The 11,193-nt window shown below is 66.4% G+C and carries 10 protein-coding genes and 4 pseudogenes; 6 read left to right on the top strand and 8 right to left on the bottom strand.

Going from position 1 to position 11,193, the window contains the following annotated elements; genetic code table 11:
• From ACFY2Z_RS41215 to ACFY2Z_RS41205, 3 genes and pseudogenes are all read left to right on the top strand, one after another.
• Positions 1–93, top strand: a pseudogene (locus ACFY2Z_RS41215) (transposase); the annotation flags it as partial.
• A 40-nt stretch (positions 94–133) separates the two neighbouring features.
• Entirely contained in the window at positions 134–1,030 is an 897-nt protein-coding gene (locus tag ACFY2Z_RS41210) for a S1 family peptidase (RefSeq protein WP_390749125.1), read from the top strand.
• Positions 1,031–1,245: 215 nt separating this feature from the next.
• Positions 1,246–2,277 (top strand): hypothetical protein, encoded by a 1,032-nt coding sequence (locus ACFY2Z_RS41205; RefSeq protein ID WP_390749124.1) that lies wholly within the window; start codon positions 1,246–1,248, stop codon positions 2,275–2,277.
• A gap of 263 nt (positions 2,278–2,540) precedes the next feature.
• Here the strand turns inward: ACFY2Z_RS41205 and ACFY2Z_RS41200 are convergent, their stop codons facing one another.
• From ACFY2Z_RS41200 to ACFY2Z_RS41180, 5 genes and pseudogenes are all read right to left on the bottom strand, one after another.
• The gene (locus ACFY2Z_RS41200) at positions 2,541–2,801 is read right to left on the bottom strand and encodes a hypothetical protein (protein WP_390749123.1); all 261 of its coding nucleotides are present in this window, start codon (positions 2,799–2,801) and stop codon (positions 2,541–2,543) included.
• 131 nt (positions 2,802–2,932) lie between these two features.
• Complete coding sequence (locus ACFY2Z_RS41195) at positions 2,933–3,211, bottom strand: DUF6233 domain-containing protein (protein ID WP_390749127.1); 279 nt, start codon at positions 3,209–3,211, stop codon at positions 2,933–2,935.
• 481 nt (positions 3,212–3,692) lie between these two features.
• Entirely contained in the window at positions 3,693–4,670 is a 978-nt protein-coding gene (locus tag ACFY2Z_RS41190) for a tetratricopeptide repeat protein (protein WP_390749122.1), read from the bottom strand.
• Positions 4,671–4,992: 322 nt separating this feature from the next.
• Positions 4,993–5,775, bottom strand: a complete 783-nt coding sequence (locus ACFY2Z_RS41185) for a class I SAM-dependent methyltransferase (RefSeq protein WP_390749121.1) — start codon at positions 5,773–5,775, stop codon at positions 4,993–4,995.
• Between the two features lie 42 nt (positions 5,776–5,817).
• Positions 5,818–6,834: pseudogene (locus ACFY2Z_RS41180) on the bottom strand (IS630 family transposase).
• Between ACFY2Z_RS41180 and ACFY2Z_RS41175 the strand changes: the two are divergent.
• A pseudogene (locus ACFY2Z_RS41175) lies at positions 6,796–7,135 on the top strand (transposase); the annotation flags it as partial. The pseudogenes ACFY2Z_RS41180 and ACFY2Z_RS41175 sit on opposite strands and share 39 nt — an antisense overlap.
• 92 nt (positions 7,136–7,227) lie before the next feature.
• Here ACFY2Z_RS41175 and ACFY2Z_RS41170 read toward each other — a convergent pair.
• On the bottom strand, positions 7,228–7,698 hold the full coding sequence (locus ACFY2Z_RS41170; RefSeq protein WP_390749120.1) for a MarR family winged helix-turn-helix transcriptional regulator: 471 nt from the start codon (positions 7,696–7,698) through the stop codon (positions 7,228–7,230).
• Positions 7,699–7,854: 156 nt separating this feature from the next.
• On the opposite strand from ACFY2Z_RS41170, the gene ACFY2Z_RS41165 reads away from it, so the two are divergent.
• The gene (locus tag ACFY2Z_RS41165; RefSeq protein WP_390749126.1) at positions 7,855–8,772 is read left to right on the top strand and encodes an LLM class flavin-dependent oxidoreductase; all 918 of its coding nucleotides are present in this window, start codon (positions 7,855–7,857) and stop codon (positions 8,770–8,772) included.
• 73 nt (positions 8,773–8,845) lie between these two features.
• On the opposite strand, the gene ACFY2Z_RS41160 is transcribed toward ACFY2Z_RS41165, so the two are convergent.
• Positions 8,846–9,100: a hypothetical protein gene (locus ACFY2Z_RS41160; protein ID WP_390749119.1), complete on the bottom strand. Its 255-nt coding sequence runs from the start codon at positions 9,098–9,100 to the stop codon at positions 8,846–8,848.
• Between the two features lie 156 nt (positions 9,101–9,256).
• On the opposite strand from ACFY2Z_RS41160, the gene ACFY2Z_RS41155 reads away from it, so the two are divergent.
• Positions 9,257–9,751, top strand: a complete 495-nt coding sequence (locus tag ACFY2Z_RS41155) for a GNAT family N-acetyltransferase (RefSeq protein ID WP_390749118.1) — start codon at positions 9,257–9,259, stop codon at positions 9,749–9,751.
• A 24-nt stretch (positions 9,752–9,775) separates the two neighbouring features.
• On the opposite strand, the pseudogene ACFY2Z_RS41150 reads toward ACFY2Z_RS41155, so the two are convergent.
• A pseudogene (locus tag ACFY2Z_RS41150) lies at positions 9,776–10,904 on the bottom strand (IS630 family transposase).
• Positions 10,905–11,193 lie beyond the last annotated feature (289 nt).

The following is an 11,193-nucleotide window of genomic DNA, read 5'->3' as shown; positions in this document are numbered from 1 at the left end:
GAGCAGGCCCTCATCTCGGTGGTCGCCACCGCCTACCTCCTTGGTGTGTCCACCCGCCGCGTCGAGAAGCTCGCCGAATCCCTCGGCGTCACCCATTGTTGTCGCCGTCACCGATCAGGCCGCGGCAGAAACCGTGCGAAGTGCTGGGGCGGTAGCGGAGGTCGTCCCACACAGCACGGCCGAGCTCGGCTCCGCCAAGGCGCGACTGGATCAGCTGGCAGGGATACGCGACACTGCCTGGAGCATCGACCAGATCAGCAACCGGGTCAACGTACAGATCTACGACGGGGTCTCCGACGCCGACAGGTCTCGAATTGAGAAGGCCGTTTCCGGGTACGGAGACGCGGTCAAAATAACCGAACGCTCTGGCAAGATCGAATCGACCGCCTACGCTATGCGCGGCGGCCTGGGCATAACATCGGAATACACCTCCGGCGGGACGAACTGGATCACCACCTGCACCGCCGGGTTCAACGTGCAGAACGCGAGCGGCAAGAAGTACATGCTCACCGCCGGCCACTGCATGGGGGGTGGCGCCGTCACCTGGCACCGCAGGAGCGGGGACATTCCGCTCGGACGAGCCATCAACTGGGTCTACGGGAACGACACGGATCAGTCCGACTACGGGGTGGTGGAATACACCAACAGCGACGTCACACCCAATGGGACGATTCAGTATAAAGACGGCTCTGAAGGGCAGATCTCGCGTTCCGCCTCTGCGTTTGAGGGAGAGAAGGTGAAGTGCGTGGGGACCGTGAGCCAGGACCTGGTGGGCATGGTGCTGGCGACGGACGCGACGGTGACCTATACCGACGGCACCACGCTCCGCCAGATGATCGAGGCGAGCAACTGTTCGGTGCATGGTGACAGCGGCGGGCCCCTCATCAGCGATGAGACGGCTCTGGGCATCCTGTCGGGCGGCAGCTATGCCGACCAGCCCTGCGGGGATTCCGACGGCCAGGCAGACCGCTCCAGCTTTTACGAGCCGGTATACAAGGTGCTCTCCTGGGAAGGCCTGAAGGTCTACTAAGAGTTGTTCCGTAGCTCGACGGAGAGGCCAGCGGGTCACCGCCGCCGGATCGACTTATCCGGCCCTGGTCCGGTTCGGCAGCAAACCACCCAGTCGGTTCGAATTGGACACCGGCAAGCGTCGCCCCGAGTTGCGGGACAGCCCTTCGGCCACAGACCATCTCTCGCCACCTGCGGCACGAACGCAGATGCAGCAGGCGGCGAGAAGGGCTGTGAGTGAACCCGGACGCCCCCCTGCACGTCGAAGGTGTGGAGTGGGATCAGCGCCCAGCGCTGATGTATCTCCGCACCATAGTTTTGAGTAGCCAATCCGTCGTCGACCGCCGAGAGGACTCCATGCATACGCACGTGAAGCGCTCTTTCAGCCTGCTGCTGGTATCGCTCCTGAGCATTGGCTTCCTTGGTGGTTGCGGCAATGATCAACGCGCCGGCGAGGGTCATGCGAACGATCAGTCGCTGCGTATACAGGAGGAGCGCGCCCGTCAAGTAGCCGATTCCTGGCGGGCCTCTGCGGCCGCCACTGCTTGGATGCAGGGCTACTACCCGATGGCCGACGCGGTGCAGAAGCCGGCATCCGGCTGGCGCAGCAGGGCGGACGAGAGGGCCTACGAGACAAAGAACTTCGTCCTGAGTGGCGATCTGCCCAGCACTGCCCCCGTGCTCGGGACGGTGGACTGGCGGAACGGGAAGACTCTCACCCGCCCACTGATCGGGGCAAAGAAGGCGTACCAGTCGTTCGCCCTCAACCGCAGTGACGGACCCCAGCTGACCGTGACTGGGGCTCGGCTCGGCACAACGACGATCGTGACGAACCGCGGCACCGCGACCGTACCCGCATGGCTGTTCACACTGGAGAGCTACGACACCCCGCTCAAGCGGATCGCCGTCACCCCCTCAAAGCTTCCCAAGCCGCCGATCGGGCAAGCTCGGCAAGGGGCTGCCGACGGCCTCAGGAGCGTCGCCCGGCTGGCCGGGACATCGGCAGATGGTCGCTCCATAACGGTGAAAGCCACTCGCGGATCTTGCGACGACGGACCCGTCGTCAAGGCGCTGGAGACGAGCGAGAGCGTAGTACTGTACGCCTCCGTCGCGGGGGAAAAGGACGGCCCCTGCCCCGCCAGCATGACCGAACAGAGCGTGAAGGTCGAGCTGTCGAAGCCGCTCGGTGACCGCCTCCTCCTGGATGCCTTCACCGGCCGACCAGTGCCGTACGGGGACCCCCACGGGCCGTCACCGAGCTGGACGTAAGCGCAACACGATCCAGATGCTCCACCAGGTCTACGCCGTCCGACCGGGAGCGGGACGCCATCAAGCAGCAGTTCGAGCAGATCGCGGCCGAGGGCCTCGCGCAGATGTACTTCCGCGCCAACAACAGTCGCGCGCACGGCCTGGGCGTGGAGTTCACCGATGTTGAGCAGTTCGACATCTCCCTGTAGGGGCACCACAGCAGTCCCCCCGTGCCCTCGGCGATTGGGCCCGGACACGGGAGCGGGGGTATGGGGCGGAAGGTGTCAGCGGCGGAGAACAAGGACGCGGGCCAGTCCCCAGGCGGCGCCGGCCGCGGTGAAGAGAGCGAGCGCGGCGGACAGGTTACCGAGGGCGAGCAGTAAGACGGCGATGTCGAAGGCGATCAGGCCGACGGTGGTGAGGCCGTAGACGGCGGCGCGCGGCGCAGTGCGGGTGACGGCGTTGACGATCTCGCTGCGGCGCTTGTTACGGCGCCGACGGGCAACGATGCTGAACGACCTGAACAGCGCCTCCCCGGGCCTCACCTATTGCCCATGAGGACGATCGTTCGGCTGAAGCCTCGTGGAGCCTTTCGCCGAGAGGCGACCGCCCTTCACGGCCGCATCTGCTGATCAGCCCCGCCCGGTGCACCCCTCCGGCCGGGGCTGAGCCCGTTTCAGGCTCCGTCGACCATGTGCAGACGGGCGGCGGGCTGACAGTGACTGCAGGCGGGCACGTCCGCGGCGAGCAGCCGGCGGGCTTCCTCCCGGTCGACGGGGCGGCGCCGTTTGCCGGCCATGTAGCAGTCGCCTGCGTGGACCTGGACGGGCAGGCGGCCGGCGCCGATGCCGAGTTCGACGGTCCACTTCGGTGGGCGGCGCCGCCGCTCGCGGCCGCGTTCCTCGATCCGAACGACGCCCGCAACTTGTGGGTGGAGCCGGCTGACCCGGGCCACAGGCCGGGCGGCGGGATCAACAACAAGAAGGATCCGGTGGAGATGAAGCTGCACACGGCCGTTTGCTCTGGCAAGGTCACCCTCGCAGGCGCGCAGCAGACGATCGTCATCGACTGGTGCACCGCTCCGTCCAAGTTGGGCCTGAGCTGACCAGCCTGGGAGGGCGCCGATGCGGCAGCGGCGGTCGGTGATCGGCTAGCGACGGTCATCGATCTCTTTAGCCGACACCATGGGGTGGTCCTGCGGCGGGCAGCTTCCTAGTCTCGGCGCTGATGTGTGCCCCGCGCTCTCTTGCTGGACCAGGACATTGCCGGCGAGGTGCTCGGGGCGGCCTTCGCCCGGGATCAGGGGGAATTCTTCGACCTGATCCTTGAGCGCGGTATTGACGAAATGCGGTTCGGTGGGGTGACGGAATGCGGGGGCTTTGCCGGGCCGCTTCCTCGACCCATGTTGTTGGTCGATGTGTCAGTGGGAGACCATCTCACCGGTCTGTTTCGGCGCCGCGGATACGCCACCTTGCCTGGGCCGGATTCCAGACCAAACGGATCTGGCCGCGGTCAGGCCGCTGAGCGGTGAGCTCGTCGAGGTTGAGAGAGGCAAGGGCCCGCAAAGCCTCATCGGTGACATCGGACCACAAGCACAAAGTGATCTGTGCGTCGGTGTCGTCCACGATGAGCAACGTGTGGGCGGTCTCGGGGGGAGCGGGAGTACGCCGCATCATGCGCCGAATCAGAGCGCGTGCCTGACCATAAGCATCGTCGGCTGCCTTGGACACGAGGGCCTGTACGAATGGGACGACAGCGGTGGTGACCACAGCGGTCGTGACCATAGCGTCCGCCAGACCCCCCATCCTGGAGTGCGACCCCGCCCTCCGATCGGCGCGCTTCGCTCGGTTCCGCCACTCGCCCGCCTCCTCCACACGGTCTTGGGCATCCAACAGATCCGCGAGGTCAAGGCATGCCTGCTGTAGCAGACGGAGGTCGGCTCGGGTTTCGCGCCACCGGAGTGGTTCGGTCCGCCGCGTCTTGCCAGCATCGGTTGCCGCGCGCAGCCAGTATTCCGCCTCCTGGTGCAGGCCTCGATTCAGCAGCGGTCGGGCGAGCTCGAGCCCAGCGCGAAGGTGTCCGCTCTGAGCAGCGTGGCGTAGCCACTTCTCACGCTCCTGGGCGTCGTCACTGATCGCGCTCATCAGATACATGGCTGGAGGATGTCCGGCGTCCGCAGCCCGGTGGTACCAGTGTTGAGCTTGATCGGACTGCCGGGCAGACAGAAGCTCGGCGAGCCCGTACATCGCACTGCTGTCACCGGTGGCAGCAGCCGCGTGCAACCACTGTTCTGCTCGCTCAGGATCGCGCTCGGCGAAGAAGGCCAAATGCAACATCGCTTGGCAGTCGCCGAACTGAGCCGCGCGCTCCAGGCCGAGGTTCGGCGCTGACGGATCACTTTGCTCGAACGTCACCAAGACCTCCGGAATCCTGCAGCGGTGCTGCCCGTCCTATCGCACATCAAGGTAGAGGCAGGAGCAGGCCACACGCCGGACAGTGCGGGAATCCGACGGGCTCAGCGCGGGAGTCGCGGACCCGCCCAGCAGCGTGTCCGCTAGTCGGCGAACTACGTCGGTGGCCCTGAGCTCGCCGACCTCGCTGCCACGTGCATCACCATCCGAGAGACCTGGTTCGGGACATCGATCGCCGCCACGCTCGCCGATCCAGTGCTGTGGCCGGCATCGTTCACCGGTTTGCCACGGATGAACGTTAGGCATGGCGGAGCCGACGCCTGGGCTACTGCGCCGAGGGAGCGCGCTGTGCCGTGAGCACGGGTTGGTAGTACCCGCTGGAGGCCGGACTGTGCCAGGTGATGTCGGTGAAGCCGGCCTCAGTCACGAACTCTGTCAGCTGCGTGGGCGTCAGCGCCCAGTGGGTGGTCCGGCGGACTCGGACCTGCCAGGTGTTCTTTGCGGGTATGAGCTGGAAGTGCTCCAAGTCGTAGTGTTCGCCGTCTTCGTGCCAGTGCCACAGCTGGAAGGTGATCGCTTGGCCGTCTCGTGTTTGCGAGACCTGGGGAGATGTCGACGTGGGTCTGGTCTGGCGCGTCTCGTTATAGGACCGGACGGTGACCACCAGCAGTCCGTCGTCTCGGAGTACCCGTCTCATGCCGAGGAGTGCCGTCCCGAGATCTTGCCCGGAGAGTAGGTGCGTGAGCGAGTTGTCCGCGCAGAGGACGACGTCGAATGACGTCTCCCTGAAAGGCAGTCGGCGCATGTCAGCCGCAGCGGCTGGAAGCCGGCTTCCCCGGGCCGCCGCTTCGGCGGCGGCGCGCGCGGCGGCGACCGGGCTCAGGTCGCTGCCGACGACCTGGTGCCCGGCCAGGGCCAGCCCGATGGCCTGGGTGCCGATCCCGCACGAGCAGTCCAGGACGGTGTGTGGTCCCGCGCCGAGAGATTGGCGGATGAGCCCGCCCAGTACCTCGGCCTGGTAGGCCATGCTTGCGTCCCAGTCCCGGAACATCAGGTGGTAGTCGTGGGCCAAATCGTCGTAGAAATCCCGCACGGAGGGCTCGGACATGTATCCCACCGTAGTGCGTGGCCGTCGGGGAGGGCGGGCAGTTCAGGCAGCGGCCGCCTGACTTCCGCGGCACCAGCGGATGCCATTCTCGCTGCGGATACGGGCGCGTTCGCGGCGTCGGACGGCCAGCACGTCGGGGTGGCGGGCGTTCGCGTTGCGCCAGCGGAGGTAGGCGTGGAGGGCCCGGGTCTGCGCGGTGTGGTTGCGGTGGTTGGAGCAGCGATGGTGAACCGCCCCAGCGGTCCGAAGTAGGCCTCGATCGGGGTTGGCCCAGGACGGGTAGGTCGGGGTGAAGCACAGCTCGACCCGGTTCTTCTTTGCCCAGCGCCGGATGGTCTCGCCCTTATGGGCGGACAGATTGTCCAGGATGACGTAGATCGGGGCACTGTCCGGGCGGGCCGCCCGGATTGACCTCAGCGCAGTCAGGGTGTTCGCGGCCCCCTTCTTGCGCCGGTTGCCGCCCCAGAGCGTGTCGTCGCCGACCGAGTAGCAACCGCGAAAGAGACGCACCCCGTGAGTACGGTGATAGGTCGCGGGATGCCGCTCGAGCCGACCCTGTTCGGCCCAGCACGACCCAGCAGTGGGCCTGACGCCGAGCGGGCCGAACTCGTCGAACGCGAACGCGCGGTCCGGGAAGTGCTCCAGCACGTACTCGATCCGGTCGAGCTTGGCGTCGCGCTCGGGATCGGGGGATTCCTTCCAGGTCTTGGTGCGCTGGAAGATGACGCCGCGTCGGGCGAGCAGGCACCGTAACGCCTCGCGGTCGATCCGGATCACACGGCCGTGTACGTGGCGCAGGCAGGCGGCGAGTTTGCGGATGGACCAGCGGGTGAAGGGCTGCCCGAGCTTGGTCGGTCGGGTGGTGGCCGTCTGGACGACGAAGTCCTCGTCGTCAGGACTGAGAAGGCGGGGACGGCCTCCCGCCCACCGAGGGTCCAAGCAGGCCAGACCGATCTCGTTGAACCGGTGGATCACGTCCCGGACCGTGTCCTCGTCGGCCTGAACCAACTTCGCGATCAGGCGATCCAGGACATCTACAACGCGGAGGACCGCGACCACGCCGAGGCGGCGATCAAGACGTTCGCCCAGCTCTACGGCGCGAAGTCTCCCAAGGCGGTCAAGAAGATCCCCGACGACCAGGAGGAGCTGCTGACGTTCTTCGACTTCCCGGCCGAGCACTCGCCACTGTCCGTCTGCGGACCAAGGTCACCCGGGGGCTGGCTCGCGGACCGTCGCTCTGGCGATGGTGTTCAAGCTCGTCGAGTCGGCCCAGCAGCGGTGGCGGGCCGTGAATGCGCCCCACCTCGTCGCCCTCGTCCGCGCCGGAGCCCGCTTCGAACGCGGATGCCTCGTCGAACGCTCCAAGGTCCACGTTAGCCTGATCCGAGACGGCCAAAGAACCGTCTCGCTGATTCCGGACGTCTACGGATGTGGGCCACCGTCACCGTCCCGTCATGCTGGGTCAGGCGCCTGGCTGGCGCTCATCGGGGCGCCGACGAGGGACTGCAGGGCGTGGACCAAACGCGTGGCGTCCGAGCTGGAGAGCGGAGCGAGGAAACGGCGTTCCATCTCCTGGCGGGCGAATTCGGCGTCCTTCAGGCGCTCTCGTCCGACCGGCGTCAGCTGAACGATGTTCTTGCGTCGGTCCTTGGGGCTGCGGCGCCGCTCGACGAGTTCCTTGCCCTCCAAGGCGTCGACAAGGGCCACCATCGTGGTGCGGTCGATGCCCAGTTTGCCTGCCGCTTCCAGTTGAGACAGCTCGTCATACGCGTCGAGCACGGCGAGAACCGCCAGTTCGCGGCCATCGATCCCATGCGGCGCCAAGGCGCGCGAGGACTCTTCGGTCAGCCGCAGGTACGCGTGCTTGAGCAGATAGCCGAGTCGGGTGGACAGGAGCTCCTCGGGCGGTGCGTCGCGCGTCATGACCTCAGCGTACACAGATGCTGATAGTCAGCAGTGCTGACGATCCGCTACGGTGACGGTGGTGTCGCCAACCGTGGCACTTCGACTCGAAGGGGCGTGGCAACCGTGTCCGACCAGCACCTCTCCCCCGTAACGTTTGGAATCAAGACCACCCCGATGCGGGTTCCCTACGAGGACATCCTCCGCGTGTGGCAGGAAGCTGACGACCTGCCCGAAATCGCGGACGCCTGGCTGTGGGACCACCTCATGCCGATCGCCGGCCCGAAGGACGGGCAGATCCTCGAAGGTTGGACGCTACTGAGCGCCCTTGCCGCCAGAACCCGGCGGCTGCGCCTGGGTCTGCTTGTGACAAGCAATCGGATCCGGCCGCCCGCCGTCCTCGGCAAAATCGCCACAACAGTCGACGTGATCTCCGGGGGCCGCCTGATCATGGGTCTCGGCGTGGGCGGCACCGTGCAGCCACCCGACGCAGGCGGAATCGCCGGCGAGAATCCAGCCGTCGCGGAGTACGCCGCCTACGGCCTCACGCTCGTCCCGCCCGCCGAAGGTATCGCCCGCCTGGAGGAGACCATCGCCATCCTCCGCGGCATGTGGACACGGGGCGTCTTCGACTTCCACGGGCGCTACTACACCCTGACCGGCAACCGCAACGAGCCGAAACCCGTCCAGCAGCCAGGGCCGCCCCTGCTGATCGGCGGCTGGGGAAACCGAACGCTCCGCTTGGTCGCCAAGCACGCCGATATCTGGAACATCCCCGGACCGCCGCACAACACACTGGACTACATCACCGAGCGCAGTGCCGTTCTGGACGACCACTGCGCGGCCATCGGCCGTGATCCACGGACGATCACCCGCTCTGTGCAGTACATCGTCTCCTACGACGACCCGGCCGCCGACCGCAAGGCCATCAGACAGCTCGTCGCCGCAGGCGTGACGCACGTCGTGCTGAGCCTGCGGAGCCCCTATCCCTCACAGGTCGCGCGATGGCTCGCCAACGAGATCATCACGCCCATGCGCAGTGCAACCGGAGAAGCCGGTCGACGGAGCCGTCCGTCACCCGGTCACCTCGACTGATCCATAAGCCTTGACCATTCCTCGTCCACGGGGCCGTCTCTGATGAATGTTGGCCGGAGCCAGTTGGTCTCGGTCAGTTGCTGGGATCGGCGAGGGCGTGGCGGTTGGTGCGGCTGAGCGCGATCAGCACGAGCAGACACAGGGCAGCGACGATTCCGGCGAACCAGCTCACAGCAGTGGTGAGGCTGATAGCGGTGGCGAGGATGCCGACGCCGAGGACAGGCAGTCCGACGCCGGTGTAGACGATGACGTAGAAGCTCGAGAGCACCTCGGCGCGGCTGCTGTCAGGAGCCGTGTTGTTGACCGTGGTGAGTCCGCCGAGGAACACCAACCCGTGGCCGACGCCCGCCAGGACCGTCGATCCCAGAAGCAGCGCGAGCGAGGCTGCGCTCTCGACTAGTGCCGCATCAGGTAACGTTCGCCCTGTCTTGAGTTGGCCTGTGCGCCTTGTGGTGTGAGTGGGCCGGGTGGAAACTCTTGACTTATGTCGATCTTGGTCAGGGCTGCCGAGCGGGACGACGTGCCCGCACTTGTCCGCCTGCGTCTCGCGAATGCTGAAAGGCATGTCCAACTTGATCCGGCCGTCTATCGCGTGCCCGAGACCGAGGCCGTACGCAGGCACTTCGAGGAGGTGCTTTCGGCCGAGTCCAAGGTGGTGATCCTGGTCGCCGAGGTGGTAGGTGAGGTGGTGGGCATGGTGGAGGTGGTCCTGCTGGCCGATCCCCCGGACCATCAGATTCTGGTTCCCTGCCGCGCTGCTGACATCCACACCGTCGTCCTGGATGGGCATCGCGGCGAGGGTGTTGGGTCGGCCTTGCTGATGGCGGCGGAGCAGGCCGCCGCGGAGCGCGGTATCTCGATCATCTATGCCGGCATCTTCGCGCCGAACAAGGGAGCCGTCCGCTTCTACTCTTCGGCTGGCTTCAGGCCGCGCGGAGTCTTGCTGAGCAAGGAACAGGGGGCGCCTTCAGCCAGTTGAGGCGGGAGAGCGGGTGACCAGCCGCTATGCGACGTTCGCCCGGGTCACGACCTCGCGGAGGCGTTCGTCTGCTGCGTGCTTGTTCCCGCAGATGACGTAGCGGCGGATCATGCTGCCCTGCTCCTTATGGCTGGCGTGGTCGGTGCCGCCCAACGCGAAGTAGCGCGGGGCGGTGAACTGGGCCTCGATCCGGTTCAACCAGGAGGAGTTGGTCGGCGTGTAGGCGAGCTCGACGTTGTTCGCCTCGGCCCAGTCGCCGACCCGAGCGTCCTTCTTCGTGGTCAGGTGCGGGGAGAAGTTGTCGAGCACGATCGCGATACGCATCGTCGGCGGGTAGAGGCTGCGCAGGTAGCGGCAGAACTCCAGGAACTTCGTCCGGTTCTTCTTCGGCTTGATGTGGCCGTAGAGCTTGTCCTTGGCCAGGTCGTAGGCGGCGAACAGGTGCCGGACCCAATGCGGGCGGGTGTAGGTCGCCCGCCTGCGGGGCCTCGGCTTCCGGTCGGGGTCCTTATGCCGTCCTCCCCGCTCGGCCCACTGTCGTCCCGGGTCGGCTGGAGGTTCAGCGGGCCGAACTCGTCCAGGCAAAAGCACGATCTCGGGCTCGTCTTCTTCAGGTATGACCTCGCCGTCGGCGATCGCGTACAGGTGCTCGACGCGGGCCTTCTTGGCGGCATAGTCGGGATCGCGGGAGGTTTTCCAGGTCTTCACACGTTGAAACGAGACGCCCTCCTCGCGGAGCGGGACCCGGAGGCCCTCGTGGCTGATGTCGTCGACCACCCCCGGCGACCAGAAAGTCGGCCAGCTTGGCCAGGCTCCAGGTCGAAAACGGCACGCCGTGCTCGACCGGCTTGGACTTGGCGATCTTCTTGATCTCGCGGCGCTCGGGCAGCGTGAAGGTCTTCGGGCGCCCGCCCTTGTACTTCGGGTAGAGCGATTCGGAGCCGTCGGCGTTGAAGTTATGGACGTCGCGGACTCCGTCCGCGCTGGTGAACGTCACTGCGGCGATCTTCGCAACGGGCATGCCCTCGGCGGACAGCAGCACCATCTGGGCCCGCCGCCAGGTCACCACCGATCCGCTGCCCCGGCGGATGATCCGCAGCAGTCGCCGCCCCTCGTCGTCATCGATCTCACGGACCCGCACGCGTTCAGCCACGCGATCATTCTGACCGTCCGGTCTCGCCGGGTGCAGCAACCGGACGACACGTCACAACGAGGCGAACGTTGCCAGTTGGGGCACTGGCGGGCCAGCCTGCGTCAGGTGCAGCTCCAGGTGATTACGGCGTAATCAACGCCGCGTGCAGCACGCCGACAGCATCTGGCTAGGCCGAGCCTCACAACTGATCTTGAAGATGGTGTCCCGCCGAGTGGTGTAGCAGCGATCTCCGCATAGCCCCTGGTCATGGGGCGGCCATCGCGCAACTCTCCGAGTAGCGAAGCTCGTT

It is taken from the genome of Streptomyces sp. NPDC001222 (assembly GCF_042896945.1).
Lineage (GTDB): Bacteria > Actinomycetota > Actinomycetes > Streptomycetales > Streptomycetaceae > Streptomyces > Streptomyces gibsoniae.
This window is presented reverse-complemented; position numbering and strand designations above follow the sequence as displayed.

Coding starts and splice junctions, on each gene's coding strand:
- ACFY2Z_RS41155 (WP_390749118.1), top strand. CDS start 9,257: ATGTCGATCTTGGTCAGGGCTGCCGAGCGGGACGACGTGCCCGCACTT.
- ACFY2Z_RS41185 (WP_390749121.1), bottom strand. CDS start 5,775: ATGTCCGAGCCCTCCGTGCGGGATTTCTACGACGATTTGGCCCACGAC.
- ACFY2Z_RS41165 (WP_390749126.1), top strand. CDS start 7,855: ATGCGGGTTCCCTACGAGGACATCCTCCGCGTGTGGCAGGAAGCTGAC.
- ACFY2Z_RS41170 (WP_390749120.1), bottom strand. CDS start 7,698: ATGACGCGCGACGCACCGCCCGAGGAGCTCCTGTCCACCCGACTCGGC.